18 protein-coding genes are annotated in these 21503 nt (G+C 72.9%); 7 read left to right on the top strand and 11 right to left on the bottom strand.

Translation table 11 applies throughout. The features are described 5' to 3' along the window. Positions 1-22: 22 nt before the first annotated feature. Positions 23-1003, bottom strand: coding sequence for a helix-turn-helix transcriptional regulator (locus ACZ4K2_RS08270; RefSeq protein ID WP_467470786.1), 981 nt, complete (start codon positions 1001-1003; stop codon positions 23-25). A gap of 61 nt (positions 1004-1064) precedes the next feature. On the opposite strand from ACZ4K2_RS08270, the gene ACZ4K2_RS08265 reads away from it, so the two are divergent. From ACZ4K2_RS08265 to ACZ4K2_RS08245, 5 genes are all read left to right on the top strand, one after another. After that, on the top strand, positions 1065-2606 hold the full coding sequence (locus ACZ4K2_RS08265; RefSeq protein ID WP_467470784.1) for an MFS transporter: 1542 nt from the start codon (positions 1065-1067) through the stop codon (positions 2604-2606). A 272-nt stretch (positions 2607-2878) separates the two neighbouring features. Then, complete coding sequence (locus ACZ4K2_RS08260) at positions 2879-3640, top strand: DeoR/GlpR family DNA-binding transcription regulator (RefSeq protein WP_467470782.1); 762 nt, start codon at positions 2879-2881, stop codon at positions 3638-3640. Beyond that, positions 3637-4584 (top strand): 1-phosphofructokinase, encoded by a 948-nt coding sequence (pfkB, locus tag ACZ4K2_RS08255; protein ID WP_467470781.1) that lies wholly within the window; start codon positions 3637-3639, stop codon positions 4582-4584. The genes ACZ4K2_RS08260 and pfkB overlap by 4 nt, the downstream gene beginning before the upstream one ends. Before the next feature lie 160 nt (positions 4585-4744). Continuing rightward, positions 4745-6889 (top strand): PTS fructose transporter subunit IIABC, encoded by a 2145-nt coding sequence (locus tag ACZ4K2_RS08250; RefSeq protein WP_467470779.1) that lies wholly within the window; start codon positions 4745-4747, stop codon positions 6887-6889. Positions 6890-7009: 120 nt separating this feature from the next. After that, entirely contained in the window at positions 7010-7261 is a 252-nt protein-coding gene (locus tag ACZ4K2_RS08245; protein ID WP_467470777.1) for a hypothetical protein, read from the top strand. Between the two features lie 67 nt (positions 7262-7328). Here ACZ4K2_RS08245 and ACZ4K2_RS08240 read toward each other — a convergent pair whose 3' ends face one another. The 4 genes from ACZ4K2_RS08240 to ACZ4K2_RS08225 all read right to left on the bottom strand — a co-directional run bounded on the left by ACZ4K2_RS08240 (position 7329) and on the right by ACZ4K2_RS08225 (position 11998). Further along, entirely contained in the window at positions 7329-8072 is a 744-nt protein-coding gene (locus ACZ4K2_RS08240) for a DUF6227 family protein (protein ID WP_467470775.1), read from the bottom strand. Positions 8073-8229: 157 nt separating this feature from the next. Continuing rightward, complete coding sequence (locus ACZ4K2_RS08235; RefSeq protein WP_467470773.1) at positions 8230-9450, bottom strand: L,D-transpeptidase; 1221 nt, start codon at positions 9448-9450, stop codon at positions 8230-8232. Between the two features lie 245 nt (positions 9451-9695). Continuing rightward, entirely contained in the window at positions 9696-10718 is a 1023-nt protein-coding gene (locus ACZ4K2_RS08230) for a P1 family peptidase (protein WP_467470771.1), read from the bottom strand. 41 nt (positions 10719-10759) lie between these two features. Then, positions 10760-11998 (bottom strand): low temperature requirement protein A, encoded by a 1239-nt coding sequence (locus ACZ4K2_RS08225; protein WP_467470768.1) that lies wholly within the window; start codon positions 11996-11998, stop codon positions 10760-10762. Positions 11999-12123: 125 nt separating this feature from the next. Between ACZ4K2_RS08225 and ACZ4K2_RS08220 the strand changes: the two genes are divergently transcribed. Then, positions 12124-12306, top strand: a complete 183-nt coding sequence (locus ACZ4K2_RS08220) for a hypothetical protein (RefSeq protein WP_467470765.1) — start codon at positions 12124-12126, stop codon at positions 12304-12306. An 82-nt stretch (positions 12307-12388) separates the two neighbouring features. On the opposite strand, the gene mscL is transcribed toward ACZ4K2_RS08220, so the two are convergent. The 6 genes from mscL to ACZ4K2_RS08190 all read right to left on the bottom strand — a co-directional run bounded on the left by mscL (position 12389) and on the right by ACZ4K2_RS08190 (position 18428). Further along, positions 12389-12865, bottom strand: a complete 477-nt coding sequence (gene mscL / locus ACZ4K2_RS08215) for a large conductance mechanosensitive channel protein MscL (protein ID WP_467470763.1) — start codon at positions 12863-12865, stop codon at positions 12389-12391. Positions 12866-13003: 138 nt separating this feature from the next. Continuing rightward, positions 13004-13615 carry a hypothetical protein gene (locus tag ACZ4K2_RS08210; protein WP_467470761.1) on the bottom strand — a complete coding sequence of 204 codons (612 nt, stop codon included), beginning with the start codon at positions 13613-13615 and terminating at the stop codon, positions 13004-13006. Positions 13616-13921: 306 nt separating this feature from the next. Further along, entirely contained in the window at positions 13922-14755 is an 834-nt protein-coding gene (locus tag ACZ4K2_RS08205) for an S-methyl-5'-thioadenosine phosphorylase (RefSeq protein ID WP_467470759.1), read from the bottom strand. A 100-nt stretch (positions 14756-14855) separates the two neighbouring features. Further along, on the bottom strand, positions 14856-15188 hold the full coding sequence (locus tag ACZ4K2_RS08200; protein ID WP_467470757.1) for an FmdB family zinc ribbon protein: 333 nt from the start codon (positions 15186-15188) through the stop codon (positions 14856-14858). 67 nt (positions 15189-15255) lie between these two features. Continuing rightward, on the bottom strand, positions 15256-16551 hold the full coding sequence (locus tag ACZ4K2_RS08195; RefSeq protein ID WP_467470755.1) for an MFS transporter: 1296 nt from the start codon (positions 16549-16551) through the stop codon (positions 15256-15258). Positions 16552-16931: 380 nt separating this feature from the next. Then, on the bottom strand, positions 16932-18428 hold the full coding sequence (locus tag ACZ4K2_RS08190; protein ID WP_467471246.1) for a potassium/proton antiporter: 1497 nt from the start codon (positions 18426-18428) through the stop codon (positions 16932-16934). Positions 18429-18642: 214 nt separating this feature from the next. Between ACZ4K2_RS08190 and ACZ4K2_RS08185 the strand changes: the two genes are divergently transcribed. After that, a complete protein-coding gene (locus ACZ4K2_RS08185) occupies positions 18643-21489 on the top strand; it encodes a penicillin acylase family protein (protein WP_467470753.1) in 2847 nt (948 codons plus the stop codon). The last annotated feature ends 14 nt before the right edge of the window (positions 21490-21503 follow it).

Genomic DNA, 21503 nt, shown 5'->3' with positions numbered 1-21503 from the left:
GCTTCCGGCGGTCCGTCCCGGCCTAGGCTTCCGGTGGGCCCGGTGTGCCGGCCCTGCTCAGCCGGCCTCCCAGTTCCCGTACGCACGCCGCCAGTTCCGCCGGTCCGTGGACCGAGAACTCGCACCCCGCCATCGCCAGCCGCACCGCCAGCCACTCCATGGGCTCACCGGTCGTGCCCCGCAGGACGCAGCCGCCCGTGCCGTCGTCCTCGGGCACCCCGACCGCCTGCGGCATCCGCAGGGAGATCTGCCCGGCCGGTGCGGCGAACCGCACCTCGTACGCGTACGTCTCCTGCCGCCGGCTGATCGACTGGCGCAGGTACTCGGCGGCGCTGCCCGTCGGCAACTCCCGTGGTGCGAAGCGGACCCCGGTGGCGAACGGGTCGCTGACCCGGTCGACCCGGAACGTGCGCCAGTCCGCCCGGTCGAGGTCGTACGCCACCAGGTACCAGCGCCGCCCCGTCGACACCAGCCGGTGCGGCTCGGTCAGCCGACGGGAGCCGCTGCCGTCCTTGTCCCGGTAGGCGAACCGCAGCCGCTCGCGGCCCGCCACCGTCGACGCCATCACGGTCAGTGTCTCCGGTGCGATGCTCGGCCCGTCCCCGCTGGTCAGCGGGGTGGTGGCGGCCTGGAGCGTGGACACCCGGTGGCGCAGCCGGGCCGGCAGCACCTGCTCCAGCTTGGCCAGGGCCCGCACCGAGGCCTCGTCCACCCCTTCCACGGCGTGGCCGGCACCGGCGCGCAGCCCGACCGCGATCGCGACCGCCTCCTCGTCGTCCAGCACCAGCGGCGGCATCGCCTTGCCCGCGACCAGCCGGTACCCGCCGTCGGCACCCTTCGTGGCCTGCACCGGATAGCCCAGTTCCCGCAGCCGGTCGACGTCCCGCCGCACGGTGCGCCGGGAGACCCTGAGCCGGTCCGCGAGTTCGCCGCCGGGCCACTCACGGGGCGTCTGGAGGAGCGAGAGGAGCTGCAGCAGCCGAGCCGGGGTGTCCGTCGTCATGTCCCGAGCATGCCGCACCACTAGGACACGATCTGACCTAATGGGTTCCTAGCCTCCTCGCATGACACCGAACGACCGCAACACCGCCCAGGGGGGCGGGACCACCACCTCGAACGGCCCCGCGACGGGGCCCGACCGCAACCGCTGGCTGGCCCTGGCCATCGTGATGACCGCTGCCTTCATGGACCTGGTGGACGTCACGATCGTGAACATCGCCATCCCGTCCATCGAACGGACCGCCCACGCCTCGGTCAGCCAGATCCAGTGGATAACCGCCGGCTACGCCCTCGCCTTCGCCGCCGGTCTGATCACCGGCGGCCGGCTCGGTGACATCCACGGCCGCAAGCGGCTGTTCCTCCTCGGCATCGCCGGCTTCACCCTGGCCTCCGCCCTGTGCGGTTTCGCCGCCAACCCGGAGATGCTGGTCGCCTCGCGCATCCTCCAGGGCGGCATGGCCGCGCTGATGGTGCCGCAGGTGCTGTCGATCGTGCACGCCACCTTCCCGGCCCACGAACGCGGCAAGGTCTTCGGGCTGTTCGGCGCGATCGTCGGTCTGGGCGCGGTCTCCGGGCCGCTGCTCGGCGCGCTGCTGACGGAGTGGAACCTGTTCGGTCTCGAATGGCGCCCCATCTTCCTCATCAACCTCCCCGTCGGTGTCCTGGCCTGGATCCTGGGCAGCCGCTTCATCACCGAGTCGAAGGCCCCGAAGGCGCTGAAGCTGGACCTCGTCGGTGTCGCCCTCGTCTCGCTGGGCCTGCTGATGCTGCTCTACCCGCTCACCCGCGGCCGTGAGCTGGGCTGGCCGCTGTGGGGGTACCTGTGCATGGGCGGCGCGCTGGTCGTCTTCGCCGCTCTGGTGTCGTACGAGAAACGGAAGGCGGCGAGGGACGGTTCCCCGCTCGTCGAACCGTCCCTCTTCCGGGTGAAGAGTTTCGCCGCGGGCATCGCCGTGCAGACCGTCTTCGGCGTCGCGCTCGGCATCTTCTTCCTGGTCTGGACGCTGTACATGCAGATCGGCCTGGGCTGGAGCCCGCTGCGGGCCGGGCTGACCGGGGTGCCGTTCTCCATCGCGGTCTCCGTGGCGGCGGGGCTGTCGGTGCAGCAGCTCGTCCCGCGGTTCGGGCGGAAGGTGCTCCAGGCGGGTGCGCTGGTGATGTGCGTCGGCGTGCTGGTCTACCTGGCGGAGGCCCGCCACTACGGCCTCGCCATCGCCTCCTGGCAGATGGCCCTGCCGCTGGTCGTGATGGGCCTCGGCATGGGGCTGATCGTCGCCCCGCTGACCGACGCGGTGCTCTCGGAGGTGCCGCGCGAGCACGCCGGTTCCGCGTCCGGGCTGATCAACACCGTGCAGCAGATGGGCAACGCGCTCGGCCTGGGCCTGGTGTCGGTGGTCTTCTTCGGGCAGATCGGCGACCGGCTGACCCCGGACCGGGTCGGCCCGGCCTTCGTCCACGCCTTCCAGCACGCGCTGTGGTACGTCGCCGGGACCCTCGGCGTGATCTTCGTGCTGATGTCCGCCCTGCCCAAGCGCCCGGCCCAGCACGTGGAGGGGGCCGCGCAGGAGGCGCCGGCGGTCGAGCGGGAGCCCGAGCTGGTGCACTGACCAGGTACGACCCGGCACTGCCTAGTACGACCAGGTACGACATCGAGCCCGGCACCTTCCGGTGCCGGGCTCGACGCCGTCCGGGACCGGTCCCCGTTCCGGCGGCGGCGGACATCCATTCACGTCCGTTCCCGTCCGTGCCGAGCCCGAATCTGTTTACTTCCCGGAAAAACGGATGTAGTCTGCCGCTGAAACCACACGTTCGGGCATCCACCGGAAACGGTCGGACATCCGGACGACGGGACCCACGCACCACGCGGAGGCGAGCGCAGATGTACGCACCGGAACGGCAGCAGGAGATCCTCCGGCTCGCCCGTGACGGCGGCCGGGTGGACGTGCTGTCGCTGGCCGAGGAGTTCCAGGTCACGGCGGAGACGATCCGCCGCGACCTGAAGGCCCTCGACCGCGCCGGGCTCGTCCGCCGGGTGCACGGCGGCGCCATCCCGGCCGGTCGCCTCGACTTCGAGCCCGACCTCGCCGAGCGCGAGTCCACCGCCGCCGACGAGAAGGACCGCATCGCCAGGGCGGCCCTCGCCGAACTGCCGGCCGAGGGCACGGTCATCCTCGACGCCGGCACGACGGTCGCCCGCCTCGCCGCGGCCGTCCCGCTGGAGGCGTCCCTCACCGTCGTCACGCACAGCCTGCCCATCGCCGCCCGGCTCGCGGACCACCCCGGCATCCAGCTCCACCTGATCGGGGGCCGCGTACGCCCCCGCACGCGGGCCGCGGTCGACGCCTGGGCGCTGCGCGCGTACGGCGAGATCCGGGCCGACGTCCTGTTCGTCGCCGCCAACGGCTTCTCCGCCGAACACGGCCTGACCACCCCCGACCTCGCCGAGGCGGCGGTCAAGAGCGCGGCCCTCGCCGCCGCCCGCCGCGTGGTCCTCGTCGCCGACTCCGCCAAGCACGGCCAGGAGCACTTCGCCCGCTTCGGCCGGCTGGGCGACGTCGACCTGCTGATCACCGACAGCGGGCTGAGCCCGGAAGACGCCTCCGCCATCGAGCGCGACGGCACGGAAGTGGTGCGCGCATGATCCTCACCGTCACCCCCAACCCGTCCCTGGACCGCACCTACGAGGTCCCCGCCCTGGAGCGCGGCGGGGTCGTCCGCGCCTCCGTGGAGCGCATGGACCCCGGCGGCAAGGGCGTGAACGTCTCGCGCGCCGTCGCCGCCGCCGGCCGCCGTACGGTCGCCGTCCTGCCCCTGGGTGGCGCGCCGGGCACCCTCGTCGCCGACCTGCTGGCCGCGCAGGGCATCGAGGCCGTGCCGGTACCGGTCGCCGGTGCCACCCGCTCCAACATCGCCCTCGCCGAGTCCGACGGGGTCCTGACGAAGATCAACGCGCCCGGCCCGCAGTTGTCCGCGGAGGAAGAGGAACTCCTCCTGGAGGCGGTCCGGGAGCAGTCCCGCGACGCCGACTGGATCGCGTGCTGCGGCAGCCTGCCCCGGGGCCTCGCGCCCTCCTGGTACGCCGACGTCGTCACGCGGGCGCACGCCGGGGGCGCGCGGATCGCGCTGGACACCTCGGGACCGGCGCTCCGCCAGGCCCTGCGCGCCCGGCCCGACGTGGTCAAGCCGAACGCCGGGGAACTGGCGGAAGCCGTCGGGCGTCCCCTCGCGACCGTGGGCGACGCGCTCAAGGCGGCCGAGGAGGTGCGTGCGATGGGCGCCCGCGCCGTGCTCGCGAGCCTGGGCGCCGACGGCCAGCTCCTGGTGGCGGACACCGGCGCCTGGTTCGGCAGTGCGCGCGTGTCCGCCGTCCGCAGCAACGTCGGCGCCGGCGACGCCTCCCTGGCCGGCTTCCTCATCGCGGGCGGCACCGGCCCCGAGGCCCTCGCCTGCGCCGTCGCCCACGGCGCGGCCGCCGTCCAGCTCCCCGGCAGCCTCATGCCGGCCCCCGCCGATCTGGACCCGGCCGCGGTGACCGTCACCGCCGAGATCCCGCTCGACCGCGAACTGACGGAGCCGGTGTCATGAGCACCCCGGTCCGCCGCCGTACGACCGCGCCGCACCCGCCGTGGCGGGGCCCCCGGCCACCCGCCGCGGCCCCCGCCGGACACCCCACCCCCCACCGCACCCCCGTCCTCCCTTCCGCCCACCCCGCTGCCCGGGCGGCACGCGTGCAGAGGAGCCCGCGATGAGCGACATGATCACCGCGGACCTGGTCGACCTCGACCTGTCCGCGGACACCAAGGAAGCGGCGGCCCGCGCCCTGGCCGAACGCATGATGGCCCGGGGCCGGGTGACCGACCTGGAGGGCTTCCTCGCCGACGTCGCAGCCCGCGAGGCCCAGATGCCGACCGGCCTCGACGGCGGCATCGGCATCCCGCACTGCCGCAGCGCCCACGTCACCGAACCGACCCTGGCCTTCGGCCGCAGCGCCGCCGGCGTCGACTTCGGCGCCGCGGACGGCCCGGCCGACCTGATCTTCCTGATCGCGGCACCGGCCGGTGCCGACGACGCCCACCTCACCATCCTGTCCGCCCTCGCCCGCCGGCTGATGGACGCCGAGTTCACCTCCGCGCTGCGGGCGGCGGACGACGCGCGGACGGCGGCGGCGCTGATCCGCGGCGACGAGACGCCCGCGGACCAGCAGGAGCCGAGCGCCGACCCGAGCGCCGCCACCGGCTCCGGTGCCGCCGCAGCCACCCCGGGCACCCCCGAGGACACCGTGGGCACCCCTGAAGGCACCGCGGGCGCGCCCGGGGGCCCGGCCGCGGCGGACCCGCGCGCCGCGGCCGCGGACGCCGGTACCGCCGCCGGATCCGCCGCGCGGCCCTTCCGCATCGTCGCCGTCACGTCCTGCCCGACCGGCATCGCGCACACCTACATGGCGGCCGAGTCCCTGCGGAACGCCGGCCAGGAGGCGGGCGTCGAGCTGGTCGTCGAGACGCAGGGCTCGGCCGGCTTCACCCGGCTCGACCCGGCGGTGATCGCGGCGGCGGACGGCGTGATCCTCGCGCACGACGTCGCCGTGCGCGACAAGGACCGCTTCGCGGGCAAGCCGGTCGTCGACGTCGGCGTGAAGGCGGGCATCAACCGCCCCGCCGAACTCATCGCGCAGGTACGGGAGAAGGCGGCGCGCGGCGAGGCCGGCGCCCCGGCGCACGCACCGGCCGGCACGCCGGTGGAGCGCGCGGGCGACTCCTCCGAGGGCTACGGCACCAAGCTTCGCAAATGGCTGATGTCCGGCGTCAGCTACATGGTGCCGTTCGTCGCCGCAGGCGGTCTCCTCATCGCCCTGGGCTTCGCGATCGGCGGCTGGCAGGTCAACAAGGCGCCGTCGGTCATGGACCACTTCGTGTGGACGCAGACCGGAAGCTGGGGCGCCCTGCTGTTCCAGATCGGCGGCGTCGCCTTCAAGTTCCTCGTCCCGGTGCTGGCCGGCTACATCGCCTACGGCATGGCCGACCGGCCCGGCCTCGTCCCCGGCTTCGTGGGCGGCGCGATCGCGCTGGACATCAACGCGGGCTTCCTCGGCGGCCTGGCGGCCGGTCTGATCGCCGGCGGTGTGGTGACGGCGATCCAGAAGGTGCGGATCCCCGCGCCGGTGCGCGGCATCATGCCGGTGGTGGTGATCCCGCTGATCTCCTCGGCGCTCGTCGGCTTCCTGATGTTCGTCGTGATCGGCAAGCCCATCGCCTCCGTGCAGAAGGGCCTCACCGACTGGCTGGGCGGCCTCACCGGCACCAACGCCGTCCTGCTCGGCGCCCTGCTCGGCCTGATGATGTGCTTCGACCTGGGCGGCCCGGTCAACAAGGTCGCCTACACCTTCGCCACCGCCGGCATCGCCGTCACCGACCCCAGCGACTCCGCCATGAGGATCATGGCCGCGGTGATGGCGGCCGGCATGGTGCCGCCGCTGGCGATGGCCCTCGCCACCACCGTGCGCGGCCGGCTGTTCACCCCGGCCGAACGGGAGAACGGCAAGGCGGCCTGGGTGCTGGGCGCGTCCTTCATCTCCGAGGGCGCGATCCCGTTCGCGGCGGCCGACCCGCTGCGGGTCATCCCGTCGTCCATGGTGGGCGGCGCGGTCACCGGCGCCCTGTCGATGTCCTTCGGCGCCACGCTGCGCGCCCCGCACGGCGGTGTCTTCGTGGTCCCGCTGATCGGCAACCCGCTCCTCTACCTGCTGGCCATCGCGGCGGGCGTCTGCGTCACCACCGGTCTGGTGGTGCTCCTCAAGGGGATGCGCAGGCAGAACCCCGAGCCCGCTGCCACCGGCCCCGCCGCGGGCCCGGCCGGCGCGCCGGCGGACGCCAGGCAGCCGATAGCGGCCTGACCGCCGTACCGCCGCCACCGCCCTCTTGTCCCTTTGGTTCGCTGTGAGTTGTTCACGGCACCTGCGAGATACGTCACGGTCCGGGGCCAAAGTCCCGGACCGTGGTGTGTACTGGGAGGCATGCCTGAGGATGTCTCGACTCTCCAGTGGATCGGTGCGGTCGCCGTCGCCCTGGCCGGTTCCGCCTGGGCACTCGTCGTCCTGCGCCTGCTGCGCCGCTTCCGGGCGCAGGCGCTGCGCGAGCTCCCGGCCGTGCGGCTCCCGGTCCTGCCGCCGCAGCGCCAGGCCGGTCCCGCGCTGGAGAAGGTGGAGCTGACCCCGGCCGAACAGGACGCGTTCGCCGGGCTGATGCGGCAACTGGGACACCGCTGACGAGCCGGGCCCGCACCGCTTCCGGGCAGGCCCTCACCCCTTCGCGGCGCCCTTCGCGGCCCGGGCGTCACCCCCGCCGTGCCGCGCGCCGCTCCATCGCGTCCCGGGCCGCCTCCTCCGACATGTACACCTCGCACATGTGCCGCCCGTCGGGCGTCGCCGTGTGCTCCACCTCCCACAGGGAGGTCTCGGTGCCGTCCGGCAGCAGGAAGGCGTGCTCGTACAGCGCGTAGCTCAGGTTCGTCCGCCCGGCCCGCCCGGGCCGACCGAACGCCTGCGTGATCTGGTGCGCGGTCGCCGTCGCCAGCAGCGCCGCGGTCTGCGCGCCCGGCCGGTCGGGGTTCTCCGCCCGGCGCAGCAGCCGCCGCGCGTGGTCCGCGGAGCCGTCGCAGGCGAACACGTGCCGGGGCTCGGGGATCGCCCACAGCCGCATCGGGGGCAGCTCGAAGTCGCGTGCGTCCGGCAGCAGGCCGAGGCGCGCCGAGGCGGTCTGCAACTCCTCCTCGTCGACGTAGACCTCGTGCTCGGGGTCGCTGCCGGGCGCCGGGTTGTGCACCAGTTCCCACAGGGTGACCGCCGAGCCGTCGGCCAGCAGCCAGGTGTGGCGGTACGTCTCCCGGTGCAGCCCCGCGCTGTGGTAGGCGGAGTGCAGCGAACTGTCGTGCGCCAGCGGGCAGTCGAGCCGCATTATCACCTCGTCGGGCAGCTCGAAGGAGTTCAGGGCGCGACCGAGGAGCCGCGCGAGATGCTCCTCCGGAGACTCGGGCGACTCGGCTGGCTCGTACGCTGTGGTCTCGTACGGAACGCTCAAGGTTTCTCCCGGCGTTGCTGCATGTCACCTTGTGGGTGCATACCGTAGCCCCTCGGTCGGACATCGTGTCCGGGAACCGAGAAAACGTACGCCGGGAAAACGCGCGGGCCGCGCGAAAAGTTCCCGCGCGGCCCGTGATTCCTGTGAAGCACGCCGGTCAGGCGGCGCTTCCCGCGGTCCAGGCGCTCCAGTCCATGTTCCACCCGTTGAGGCCGTTGTCGGGCGAGACCGTCTTGTCGGGGGAGTTCTTCACGATCACGACGTCCCCGATGAGCGTGTTGTCGTAGAACCACTTGGACGGCGTGTCGCCCTGCGCCCCCTGCACGTCCGCGAGGCCGACGCAGCCGTGGCTGGTGCCCTCCCGGCCGAACGGCGGGTTGCCCTTGTTGTACCAGTAGTTGCCGTGGATGAACGTCCCCGACGACGTCAGCCGCATCGCGTGCGGCACGTCCGGGATGTCGTACTCCCCGCCGAAGCCGACCGTCGAGCCGTTCATGCGGGTCTGCACGAACTTCTCCGAGATCACCATCTGCCCGTTGTACGTGGTGTTCTGTGGGCTGCCCGCCGAGATCGGCACCGACTTGAGGGTCCGGCCGTCCCGCACGACCGTCATCGTCTGCGTGTTGACGTCGACCGTGGAGACCTGCGACCGCCCGACGGTGAAGGAGACGGTCTTCTTCTGCACGCCGTAGACGCCCTTCGCGCCCTCGACCCCGTCCAGGTCGATGTTCATGGTGACCTTGGAGCCGGCCTTCCAGTAGTCCTGCGGCCGGAAGTCCAGCCGCTGGTCCCCGAACCAGTGCCCGGCCACCTGCTGGCCGCTGCTGGTGTTGACCGTGATGTGCGACTGCACGGTCTTCTTGTCGGTGATCGCCTTGTCGAAGGTGAACGACACCGGCATGCCCACGCCGACCGTCGCGCCGTTGTCGGGCGTGTAGGTGCCGATGAAGCTGCCCGCCGAGGTGACGGTGGTGAAGATGGCGTTGGCCGCCGACGGACGGCCGCCGGAGTCCTTCGCGGTCGCGGATATCTGGTACTTGGTCCCGCGCTCCAGCTGCTCCTTCGGCTTCCAGCTGTGGCCGTCCGCCGCGATCGCCCCGGGCACGGCCTCGCCGGACCCCGCCACGGTCATCTTCACGTCGGTCAGCCTGCCGTCGCTGACCCGTACGCCGGTGGCGTTGATGGACGCCCCGGTGGAACCGTCCTTGGCGGATATCGCGATCTTCGCCGTCGACGTCTTCGGGGAGTCGGTGCCGCCGCCCTTGCCGTCGTCGTTCGCGTCGCCACCGCCGCCACAGGCGGTCAGGGTGAGGGCGCCGACCATCAGGGCGGCACAGGCCCCGAGTGCGCGCCGCGCTGCAATGTCCGGCGTTGTCACGGGCTGCTCCAGGTTCGTGTGGTGTGAGTGATCCGTTCCGCTGCGTGAGAAGAGAGGGCGCGGACGCCGGGGTAGGTTCCCCGGAAATCCGATGAACGCCATCACGTGACAGAACCGCGACAATCAGCACCTTGCGCCCGGTGCCCGCCCCGCCCGGACGGCGCCCCGGCGCCCGCTCCGCAGCCGGGCGCGCACGGGCCTTCCGCCCGGTCGCCGCGGCTGCGTCCCGTACAACTGCGCGGCGGCTACGTCCCGTACAACTGCGCGTACGACGGCCACGTCCCGCCCGGTCCGTCGACCGGTTCCGCGGCCCGCACGGCACGCACGATCGCACGCGTCACCGTGTCCGCCCCGGCGGCCAGGACGTCGTTGAGGGCCAGCGGGTGCGCGTCCAGCGGGCGGTCCCCGGTCGCCAGCGCGAACACCGTGTCCCCGTCGTGCAGCAGGTGCACCGGCCGTACCGCGCGCGCGATCCCGTCGTGCGCGGTGCCCGCCAGCTTCTGCGCCTGCGCCCTGGAGAGGCCGGCGTCCGTCGCGACCACCGCGAGCGTCGTGTTGAGCGGTGGCGGGGCGTTCCGGGCGGCGGCCTCGGCCAGGCGCCGGCGCGCGGCCTCGTGCACGTCCCGCGCCGGGTACCGGACCCGGCCCTGGAACAACTCGCCGTACAGCACCCCCGTGCCGGGGTCCGCCACCGCACCCGCGGCGTTCGCCACCACCAGCGCCGCGACCGTGATCCCCGAGTCGAGCACCGTGCTCGCGGTGCCCACCCCGCCCTTGAGCGGTCCGGCGACCGCGCCCGTGCCCGCGCCCACGCACCCCTCGGGCACCGGGGCGCCCGGACGGCTCGCCGCCGCGTCCTCCACCGCCGCGCGTCCCGTCGCCGCGTCCGGACGCGCGCGGAAGTCCCCGCCGCGCCCCAGGTCGAAGACGCAGGCGGCGGGCACCACCGGTACGACGTGCGCCGGGTCCGGCCCCACCCGCACGCCGCGGCCCCGCTCCTCCAGCCAGGCCATCACCCCGGACGCCGCGTCGAGCCCGTACGCGCTGCCGCCGGACAGCACGACGGCGTCGATCCTCTGCACGACGTTGCGCGGGTCGAGCGCGTCGGTCTCCTTGGTGCCGGGGCCGCCGCCGCGTACGTCCACGGCGGCGACGGCACCGCCCTCCGGGGCGAGGACGACCGTGGTTCCGGTGAGCCGGCCGCCGGCCGTGAGGGTGGCGTGCCCCACCCGCAGCCCGGCGACGTCCGTCAGAGCGTCGACTGTCATGGGCGCCAGTCTGGCCCAGTCCGGCGCCGTCGCGGGGAGGCTCAGCCGGCCGCGGCGGTGGTGTCCGCCGGACGCTCCCGGGCGGCCGCGCGGGTCGCCAGCGCCACCCCCGTCACCACCGCCGCCGAGGCCACGAGCCCCGCGGCGAGCACCGCCCAGTCGCCGAGGAAGGTGCAGCCGAGCACCAGCAGGGCCGCGGCCGGCAGGACGACCTGCTGGACCAGTCCCACCTTGAAGTGCCGCGCGTGCAGGGCCCACACGGTCAGCAGGTACAGGGCCGTCGGCAGGGTGACGGCGGCCGACGCGGACAGGGTGGACAGGTGCGCCTTGCCGACCGACTGCTCCACGGCCACCTCCAGGCCCGCGCCGATGGCCGCCGCCGAGGCGAAGACCAGGTAGTGGCCGTAGCCCCAGACGAACGCCCGCCCGCTGGTCCGCAGGTGACCGTGGATGGGCACCACGAAGTAGATCCACCACGCGGAGAAGACGATGAGCAGCCCGCCCGCCGCGATGGGCAGCAGATCGGCCGGCGCGTCGTGCTCGGACGCGGCCGACTGCACGGCGACGGTGGCCGCGGCGATCGTCTCGCCCAGCACGATGATGGTGAACAGGCCGTACCGCTCGGCGATGTGGTGCGGGTGCCAGGAGGTCCGGTGGTCCTTCTCGGCGTACAGCGGCACGCACAGTTCCGCGATCACCATCACGAGGAACACCCAGGCGCGCGCCGGCTCGGGCAGCAGCACCAGCCCCAGCCAGCCCACCTGGCACAGCAGTACCCCGCACGCGTACCGCCGCGCCGTGATCCGCTCGGCGCCCGAGGCCGAACCCGCGGCCCGCAGCCACTGCGTGGCCAGCGCCAGCCGCATGATCACGTATCCGAGCCAGACCAGCAGGAAGTCGTGGCGGGTGAAGGCGCCGGGGATCCCGGCGGCCAGCACCAGGACACCGGCGATCTGCACCAGGGTGACGACCCGGTAGAGGACGTCGTCGTTGTCGTACGCCGAGGCGAACCAGCTGAAGTTCATCCAGGCCCACCAGATGGCGAAGAACACCATCGCGTAGTCGAGGATGCCCTGGACCGCGTGGCCCTCCGCGACGGCGTGCACCAGCTGCCCGCCCGCCTGCGCCACCGCCACGACGAAGCAGAGGTCGAAGAAGAGTTCGAGCGGGGACGCGACGCGGTGCGCCTCGTCGCGTCCGCGTGCGGTGAGCCGCCGCAGGGGGCTCGGGGGCCGCGGCGCGTCCGAGGGCGCGGATGCCTGACCGGAACTCGACGTCATGGCCCCAGCACAGCAGAAAACCGCCGTGAAATCTTGTGAAGGCATTCACAAGGGGTGGGCGGGGGTGGCCTCCGACGCCGCCCCGGGGCACGGGCCCGCCGGGGCGTGAGCCGTACCCTTGGGGCATGCCTACCTCTCCCGCGCCCGGCCCCGAGCCGCGTGCCCCGAAGCCGGCGCTGGTCTTCGACGACCCGCTGGACCAGCAGTTCTCGGACGACACCGACCGCGGGTGGGGCGAACGCCCGGCCGGTGACGGCGCCGCCGACCTGAAGCGCTTCCTCGACGAGAAGCCGCCCCACCACCTCTGAACGGCGCGCGGCCGGCACAGGACGGTACGCGCCCGCCTCCGGACCGCCCGCGGCCACCGCGGGACGGCGCTCGCCGGCGCGGCTAGCGGTCGCCGGGGCCGGCGCCGCGCTGGGCGAGCAGCGCGTCGCGGATCTCCTTGAGCACCTCCAGCTCGGTCACCTCGACGATCTCCCTGGTGCCCTCCCGCGCCGCCTTCCGGGCCGCCTGCCGGGCCAGGTACTTCGACATCGGCAGGACCATCAGGAAGTACACCACCGCCGCGGTGATCACGAAGGTGAGGGTGGCTCCGAGGACGGAGCCCCACATGATCGGGATTCCGCTCTTGACCGTGCCGTCCGCGGCCACCTGGCACGGGTCCTTCAGGCAGAAGCTGTAGTTGTCGAGGCTCTGCGTGCCGATCGCGCCGACGAGCGGGTTGATGATCCCCTTCACCACCGAGTTGACGATGTTCGTGAAGGCCGCGCCGATGACGACCGCGACGGCCAAGTCGACGACGTTGCCGCGCATCAGGAAGGCCTTGAAGCCGTGCCAGACGCTCGCTTCGTTCTTCGCGCTCACCTCGGGGACTCTCCTCGCTTGCACAGGGTGTGGAACAAAACCCTCCGCAACCTACGGCACGGGGCGGCCGTCGTGTACAGTCAGCCGGCCCGGCCGAGAAGTCCGGCGGCGGACCGCCCGTAGCGCGCGCGGGCCGGTTCAGCACAGCGTCACCGCGAGGTGCGCGGCGGCGCCCGCGCCGACCAGCCGGGCCGCCGTGGCCCGGGGCGCCGACAGGACGACCAGCGCCCCGCCGCCCTCGGCGCCGTCCGGCCAGGTGGGCACCTCCGCCACCCGCACACCGCGCGCGAGCAGCCGGGCGCCGCTCCCGGTGGCCGGGTCCTCCGCCGCGACCACGTCGACGCGGTCGCCGGGCCGGAGCAGGCGCACCGTGGCGGCGTCGGCGATGCGTACCGGCGCGGCCACCAGGCGGCCCGCCGCCGGACCGGCCGCCGGGTCCGGCGCCATGGTCCGGTGCGGGGACTGTGCGGCCGGGCGGCCCCGGGGCCGGTCCGCGGTCTGCGGTTCCGCACCAACGCGGGGTCCCGCGGCCACGAGCGCCGCCGCGGTCATCGCGAGGCCGGCCGCGACGGCCCGCCCGCGGTGCCGGACGAGCCGCTGCACCCGGTAGCGCCCGCCGCGCACCCGTACCGGGTCGAACGACGGGACTCCGCGGGTCGCCGGGGCGTCCGTGCCGGGCGGGCACGGCAGGCGCAAGGGCGGCGGGGACGAGGCACGGCCGGACGGGTGGGCGGGGGAGGGCGAGGGCATGGGGATCACCGCCTGCGACGAGGACTGCTTGCGCCGACCACGATGAGGCAGCGCGCCGGATCCCGCCCGAGCCGGTGGACCACCTACGGGGTGTGGACAACTCGCTCACCCGAACGGGACGTTCCGCCCGGCCCGCCCGCCGCCACCGCCACCGCACACCGACACCAGCCGCCACCACCCACCGGCACCAGCCACCGGCACGGCACCCCGCACCGGTACCAGCCACCGCTACCGCGCACCGGTACCAGCCGCCGGCACCGCGCACCGGTACCGACCACCGACACCGCCCTACCCGCCCCCGGCCTGCTAAGGAAGCGCGAACCCCGGGTCCATGCCGCCGAGCGCACCCGCGCACGCGCAGTCCCGCGCCCCGGTCTCCGGCAGCGCCGCCACCGCGTCGAACAGCACACCGCGCAGCCGGTCCACATTGGCCGCGAACACCCGCAGCACCTCCTCGTGGGAGACGCCCTCGCCGGTCTCGGCGCCCGCGTCGAGGTCGGTGACCAGGGTCAGCGACGTGTAGCAGAGCTCCAGTTCGCGGGCGAGCGCCGCCTCGGGGTGGCCGGTCATGCCCACCACCGACCAGCCCTGGGCCCGGTGCCAGAGCGACTCGGCGCGCGTGGAGAAGCGCGGGCCCTCGACCACGACCAGCGTGCCGCCGTCCACCGGCTCCCAGTCGCGTCCGCGGGCCGCCTTCAGCGCGGCGGCCCGCCCGGCGGGGCAGTAGGGGTCGGCCATGGACACGTGCACGACGTTCGGCAGGGTGCCGTCGGGCAGCGGCAGCCCGTCGAAGTACGTCTGCGCCCTGGACTTCGTGCGGTCCGCGAACTGGTCCGGCACGAGCAGGGTGCCCGGACCGTACTCGGGGCGCAGTCCGCCCACCGCGCACGGGCCCAGCACCTGCCGGACCCCGACCGAGCGCAGGGCCCACAGGTTGGCGCGGTAGTTGATGCGGTGCGGCGGCAGGTGGTGGCCACGGCCGTGCCGGGGCAGGAAGGCGACCCGGCGGCCGGCTGCCTCGCCGAGGAAGAGGGAGTCGCTGGGCGCGCCGTACGGGGTGTCGACCCGGACCTCGGTCACGTTGTCGAGGAAGGAGTAGAAGCCCGAACCGCCTATTACGCCGATCTCTGCGTTCGCCATGAACCGCACCCTAGCGGGCGGCGGAGCCGGGGTCAGCCGGTGCGGGGGAACGCCGAGGACCCTGCCGTCGGCGTGACGGCAGGGTCGGGGGTGAGAGGTCTCAGGCGGCCGAGCTGCTGCTGGAAGAGCTCGTCGACGAGGTCGAGGCCGACGACGAGGACGACGACGTGGAGGACGTCTTCGCGTCGGACGAGGACGACTTGGCGTCGGACGACGAGCCGGCCGGCTTGGACGCCGGGGTGCTGCTCGACGACGAGCCGCGGGAATCGTTGCGGTAGAAGCCCGAGCCCTTGAAGACGATGCCGACCGCGGAGAACACCTTCTTCAGGCGGCCGTTGCAGCTGGGGCACTCGGTCAGGGCGTCGTCGGTGAACTTCTGCACCGCCTCGAGGCCCTCGCCGCACTCGGTGCACTGGTACTGGTAGGTCGGCACTGTCTTCCTCCTGGCACTCTCACTCAATGAGTGCTAACGATGGTCCATAGTGACGTATTCCCGGGGATCAGTCCACCGTCGCCGGGACGCGGTGACCGACGCCACGCGCGACCGTGCGGTTGCGCGGCGGCGGCACGAGCCGCGAGCGCAGCGCCACCAGGGTCACCAGCGCGAGCACCGTGCCGGCCATCGGCACCAGGAAGCCCGCGCCGTCCCACAGCCGGTCCTCGAGCTGTCCGGCGACCGTGACGGCGGCGGCCTGGCCGAGGCCCACCGCACCGGTCAGCCAGGTGAACGCCTCGGTGCGGGCACCGGCCGGGACCAGTCCTTCGACCAGCGTGTAGCCCGTGATCAGCGCGGGCGCGATGCACACGCCGACCAGCAGGCCGAGCGCCGCGAGCAGCAGCACGGAGTGGGCCGTCCACAGGGCGGACGCCGCCAGGGCGAGCGCCGTGTAGCCGACGAGCAGGCGCCGCTGGGGGGCCACCTTCCAGGCGATCGCGCCGCAGGCGACGCCGGACAGCATGTTGCCGGCGGCGAAGACGCCGTACAGGACGCCGTTCAGGCCGGGCTCGCCGATCGACTCGGTGAAGGCCGCGAGCGCGACCTGCATGCCGCCGAAGACCGAGCCGATGCCCAGGAAGGTCACGATCAGGACGCGCACGCCCGGCAGGCTCAGGGCCGACGCGTGCTCCACGCGCGCGTGCCCGCCGTCGGTGCTCACCGGGGGCTGCGTGCTCTTCTGCGCGGCGAAGAGCAGACCGCCGACGATGGTCAGCGCGCTCTCCGTGACCAGGCCCGCGGCCGGGGTCACGGTGCTGCACAGCGCGGTCGCCAGCAGCGGCCCGAAGACGAAGGTCAGCTCGTCCGTGACCGACTCGAACGCCGTCGCGGTGGCCATCAGGGGCGAGCCCTGGAGCTTCACGCCCCAGCGGGCGCGGACCATCGGGCCGACCTGCGGCACCGAGGCACCGGTCGGGACGGCCGCCAGGAACAGCGCCCACAGGGGCGCGTGCGCCAGCGCGAGCGCCGTCAGGGACAGCCCCGCCACGGAGTGCACCAGCACCCCGGGCAGCAGCACGGCGCGCTGGCCGTACCGGTCGGCGAGACGGCCGCTGTACGGCGCGAACAGCGCCATGGAGACGCCGGTGGCGGCCGCCGCGGCGCCTGCCGCGCCGTACGAGCCGGTGGTGTGCTGGACGAGCAGCACGATCGAGATGGTGAGCATCGCGAACGGCTGACGTGCGGCGAAGCCGGGGAGCAGGAACGTCCAGGCGCCGCGGGTGCGCAGCAGTTGTCCGTATCCCGGGCGGGTCGACGCCGACGGGTTCTCCGCCGGGTCGGTGGTGACCGTGGACGCCACGGCCCGTGCCTTTCTCCCGCCTGGTAGCGCGCCCGTGCGGGGGCGCCGAGAGCTGTCCTCTTGCGCGGAACTGCGGTAGATACCGGTGCCGCTCCAGAGGGCTGCCGGCCGCCATACGGTCGCGCCAGCTCTGCGTCAGGCAGAGTTGGTTCGATCAGGGTGCCTTTATCGTACAGGGATCAACGGCTTGTGCACCTGTGAAAGAGAGCACCGTGCGCCCCGTTCACCTGTGATCGGCGCGCGCGTGAGGCGGGTGACACCCGCCCGTGACGCGCGCGTCTCCCGCCCCGCCCTCGCGCGCCGGGGAGCCCGCTCCCGCCCCGCGTGCCGGAGCCGCGGATCCCTTCCCGCGCCCGGGGCGTACCCCGGCGCGCGGGTGCTCACCGTCCGTCGCCCGCGCCCAGCCAGTCCGCCAGCTTGCCGCCGTGCGCGACGGCGCGCAGCCGCCGCTCCGCCGCGTCGCGCACCGGGTCGGTGGCGACGACCAGCAGTTCGTCGCCGCGCCGCAGCACCGTCGTGGGCAGCGGCACGAACGACTCGTCCTCGCGTACGACCAGGGTGACGGCCGCGCCGGGCGGCAGCCGCAGCTCGCCGACCTCCACACCGTGCATCCGCGAGCCCTCGGGCACGGAGACGGAGAGCAGGTGCCCGCGCAGCCGCTCCAGGGGCGCCGACTCGATGCCGAGGTCGGACGCCTCGCCCTTCTCGCCCAGCCGCAGTCTGTTCGCCAGCCAGGGCAGGGTCGGCCCCTGGACGAGGGTGTAGACGACGACCAGGACGAAGACGATGTTGAAGACGCGGTGGCTGCCCGCGACGCCGTTCACCATGGGGATGGTCGCCAGGATGATGGGCACGGCGCCGCGCAGCCCGGCCCAGGACATGAGCGTCTGCTCCTGCCAGGGCACCCGGAACGGCGCCAGGCTGAGCATCACGCTCAGCGGCCGGGCCACCATGGTCAGCACCAGCCCGATCACCAGGGCGGGCACGACGTCGTCGCCCAGCTCGTGCGGGGTGACCAGCAGGCCCAGCACGACGAACATGCCGATCTGCGCGATCCAGCCGAGTCCCTCGGCGAAGCCCCGGGTGGCGGGCCAGTGGGGCAGCCGGGCGTTGCCGAGCACCATCGAGGCGAGGTAGACGGCCAGGAAGCCGCTGCCGTGCGCCAGGGCGCCGGCGGCGTACGCCGTGACGGCGATCGCGAGCACGGCGATCGGGTAGAGGCCGGACGCGGGCAGTGCCACGTGCTTGAGCCCCCAGGAGCCGAACCAGCCCACGGCGAGCCCCAGGGCCGCGCCGATGGCCAGTTCCAGGAGTATCTCGCCGATCAGGACGTACCAGTGCTCGACCGGCCCCGCCGTGGAGAAGGCGACGACCAGGATGACCACGGGGGCGTCGTTGAAGCCGGACTCCGCCTCCAGCGTGCCCGTCACGCGCGCGGGGAGGGGGATCTTGCGCAGCACGGAGAAGACCGCCGCCGCGTCCGTCGAGGACACCACCGCACCGATGATGAGCGCCTGCCGCCAGTCCAGCCCGATCAGGTAGTGCGCGCCCGCCGCGGTGACCCCCACGCTCACCGCGACCCCCGCCGTCGCCAGCACGGAGGCGGACGGCAGGACGGGCCGGATCTCTTTCCACTTCGTGCCGAGGCCGCCCTCGGCGAGGATCACGACCAGGGCCGCGTATCCCATGACCTGGGTCACCGCGGCGCTGTTGAAATGAATGTGGCCGAGGCCGTCCTGCCCCATCAGCACGCCGATCCCCAGGTAGACGAGCAGGCTGGGGAGGCCGCTGCGCGAGGAGACCCGGACGGCCGCCACGGCGACGAGCAGGACGACGGAGCAGATGAGCAGGAGCTGGTTGAGGTGGTGGACAGTCAGCGGGCGTTCCCTCCTCCGAGGATCTCCGGGTACTTCGTTACCTTACCTAACTCTTGACGCTTTCTTGACGTTCGCGGGGGAAGATCGAATGCTCGTGCGCGCCGGTTCCCGACTCCGCGTCAAGCGGGGCGTGGCCCTGCGCCTATGGTTGCTCCAGCGCTCATTCGAAGTCACAGCCCGACCTGCCGCTCGCGTTAGGACAGCAAGGACAGCGATGCCCCCCAACACCACCGCCACAACGGGTGACACCGCCACCACGGGTGCCACGTCCGTCAAGTCCGGCAGGAAAAAGGGGCGCAAAGCCCGACTGCTCGTCCTCGTGCTGGTCCTCGCCCTCGTCGGAGGCATCGCCTACGGCGGGTACTGGTCGGTCAGCACGGTCCGCGCCTCCTTCCCGCAGACCACGGGTTCGCTCAAGCTCGACGGGCTGTCCGGACCGGTCGACGTCAAGCGGGACGGCTACGGCATCCCGCAGATCTACGCGTCCTCCGACGAGGACCTGTTCATGGCGCAGGGCTACGTCCAGGCGCAGGACCGGTTCTACGAGATGGACGTGCGCCGGCACATGACCTCGGGGCGCCTGTCGGAGATGTTCGGCAAGGGCCAGGTCGAGAACGACGCGTTCCTGCGCACCCTCGGCTGGGACCGGGTCGCCCGGCAGGAGTACGACCACAAGCTGTCGGCCTCCACCAAGAAGTACCTCCAGGCGTACGCCAAGGGCGTCAACGCCTACCTCCAGGGCAAGGAGGGCAAGGACATCTCCCTGGAGTACGCGGCGCTGGGCTTCACCAACGACTACAAGCCGGGCGCGTGGACCCCGGTCGACTCCGTCTCGTGGCTGAAGGCGATGGCCTGGGACCTGCGCGGGAACATGCAGGACGAGATCGACCGCGCCCTGATGTCGGGCCGGCTCGGCCCGCAGCAGATCCAGGACCTCTACCCGGCGTACCCCTACGGCCGCAACAAGCCGATCGTGCAGGAGGGCGGGTACGACGAGGGGACCCGGACCTTCCAGCAGGGCGGCAGCGGTTCCGCCGAGGGCACGTCGGGCACCGACGGCACGTCCGGCACCGAGGGCACGTCCGGCACCGAGGGCACGTCGGGCACCGGGGGCACGACCGGCACGTCCGGCTCCTCCGCCCCGACGGGGACGGACGCGGGCCTGACGAGCCAGCTCGGCGGCCTCTACCACGTCCTGGACGACCTGCCCACCGCCGTCGGTGTGAACGGCCAGGGCATCGGCTCCAACTCCTGGGTGGTCGCCGGGAAGAACACCATCACCGGCAAGCCGCTGCTCGCCAACGACCCGCACCTGTCGGCGTCCCTGCCGTCCGTCTGGTACCAGATGGGCCTGCACTGCCGTGACGTCTCCGCCAAGTGCCAGTACGACGTCAGCGGCTACACCTTTGCCGGCATGCCCGGTGTGATCATCGGTCACAACGCGAAGATCGCCTGGGGCATGACCAACTCCGGTGTCGACGTCACCGACCTCTACCTGGAGAAGGTCAGCGCGAACGGCTACCTCTACGACGGCAAGGTCAAGCCCTTCAGGACCCGCGAGGAGACGATCGAGGTCGCCGGCGGCAAGTCCAAGACGATCGTCGTCCGCCAGACGCAGGACGGCATGCCGCTGCTCTCCGACCGCGACGACGAACTCGTGCAGGTCGGCAGGAAGGCGTCCGTGAACACCGCCGCGCCCGACCGCGGCGACGGCTACGGCATCGCCCTGCGCTGGACCGCGCTGGACCCGGGCACCTCCATGGACGCCGTGTTCGCCCTCGACAAGGCCGGCGACTGGGACGCCTTCCGCGCGGCGGCGGCCCAGTTCGACGTGCCGTCGCAGAACCTGATCTACGCGAGCACCGACAACCACATCGGCTACACGCTGCCCGGCAGGATCCCCGAGCGCTCCGCCGACGACTCCGGCGCCCTGCCCGTGCCGGGCTGGGAGCCGAAGTACCGCTGGAAGGGCTTCATCGACCAGGACGAGCTGCCCCACGAGTACGACCCGGAGCGCGGCTACATCGTCACCGCCAACCAGGCCGTGGTCGACCAGGCCTCCTACCCGCACACCCTCACCACCGACTGGGGCTACGGCGCCCGCAGCCAGCGGATCACCGACCTGATCGAGTCCAAGATCAAGAATGGTGGCAAGGTCTCCACGGACGACATGCGGCAGATGCAGCTCGACAACAGCAGCGAGATCGCCAAGCTGCTGGTGCCCAAGCTGCTCAAGCTCGACCTCCGCGACCCGGAGGTCCGCAAGGCGCAGGAGCTGCTGGAGGGCTGGGACTACACCCAGGACGCCGACTCCGCCGCGGCCGCCTACTTCAACGCGGTGTGGCGCAACATCCTCAAGCTGGCCTTCGGCAACAAGCTGCCCAAGGAGGTGCGCGTCAAGGGACAGTGCCTGTGGGTCCACAAGATCGACAGCACCGGCCCGGTGGACGACGACACCAAGGTGCGCGAGTGCGGCCAGCGCGACGGCGGCCAGGCGCAGCCGGACGGCGGCGACCGCTGGTTCGAGGTCGTGCGCAGGCTGATGGACAAGCCGGACAGCGACTGGTGGAAGACCCCCGCCTCGGGCACCCGTCCCGCCGCGAAGAACCGCGACCAGCTCTTCGCCCGCGCGATGATCGACGCCCGCTGGGAGCTGACCGCCAAGCTCGGCAAGGACATCGACACCTGGAGCTGGGGCCGGTTGCACCGCCTGTTCCTGAAGAACCAGACGCTCGGCACCGAGGGCCCCAAGGTCGTCCAGTACATCCTGAACCGCGGCCCCTGGAAGCTCAGCGGCGGCGAGGCCACGGTGAACGCGTCCGGCTGGAACGCCGCCGGCGGCTACAACGTGATCTGGGTGCCGTCCATGCGGATGGTGGTCAACCTCGCCGACCTCGACAAGTCGAAGTGGATCAACCTGTCCGGCGCCTCCGGGCACGCGTTCAGCGCCCACTACACCGACCAGACCGGCAAGTGGGCCAAGGGCGAACTGCTGCCCTGGTCGTTCTCGGGCAAGGCGGTGGACAAGAACACCAGCGACACGCTGGTCCTCCAGCCCTGACCCCTCCCCGGCGG

Source organism: Streptomyces sp. NPDC025833 (assembly GCF_055558055.1).
The sequence above is the reverse complement of the archived record's forward strand: the minus strand, read 5'-3'. Positions and strand labels throughout refer to the sequence as shown.

What these genes read in the sequence shown, in the direction of transcription:
- ACZ4K2_RS08270 (WP_467470786.1), bottom strand. Translation starts at nt 1,003, where the DNA reads ATGACGACGGACACCCCGGCTCGGCTGCTGCAGCTCCTCTCGCTCCTC.
- ACZ4K2_RS08265 (WP_467470784.1), top strand. Translation starts at nt 1,065, where the DNA reads ATGACACCGAACGACCGCAACACCGCCCAGGGGGGCGGGACCACCACC.
- ACZ4K2_RS08260 (WP_467470782.1), top strand. Translation starts at nt 2,879, where the DNA reads ATGTACGCACCGGAACGGCAGCAGGAGATCCTCCGGCTCGCCCGTGAC.
- pfkB (WP_467470781.1), top strand. Translation starts at nt 3,637, where the DNA reads ATGATCCTCACCGTCACCCCCAACCCGTCCCTGGACCGCACCTACGAG.
- ACZ4K2_RS08250 (WP_467470779.1), top strand. Translation starts at nt 4,745, where the DNA reads ATGAGCGACATGATCACCGCGGACCTGGTCGACCTCGACCTGTCCGCG.
- ACZ4K2_RS08245 (WP_467470777.1), top strand. Translation starts at nt 7,010, where the DNA reads ATGCCTGAGGATGTCTCGACTCTCCAGTGGATCGGTGCGGTCGCCGTC.
- ACZ4K2_RS08230 (WP_467470771.1), bottom strand. Translation starts at nt 10,718, where the DNA reads ATGACAGTCGACGCTCTGACGGACGTCGCCGGGCTGCGGGTGGGGCAC.
- ACZ4K2_RS08225 (WP_467470768.1), bottom strand. Translation starts at nt 11,998, where the DNA reads ATGACGTCGAGTTCCGGTCAGGCATCCGCGCCCTCGGACGCGCCGCGG.
- ACZ4K2_RS08220 (WP_467470765.1), top strand. Translation starts at nt 12,124, where the DNA reads ATGCCTACCTCTCCCGCGCCCGGCCCCGAGCCGCGTGCCCCGAAGCCG.
- ACZ4K2_RS08210 (WP_467470761.1), bottom strand. Translation starts at nt 13,615, where the DNA reads ATGCCCTCGCCCTCCCCCGCCCACCCGTCCGGCCGTGCCTCGTCCCCG.
- ACZ4K2_RS08205 (WP_467470759.1), bottom strand. Translation starts at nt 14,755, where the DNA reads ATGGCGAACGCAGAGATCGGCGTAATAGGCGGTTCGGGCTTCTACTCC.
- ACZ4K2_RS08185 (WP_467470753.1), top strand. Translation starts at nt 18,643, where the DNA reads ATGCCCCCCAACACCACCGCCACAACGGGTGACACCGCCACCACGGGT.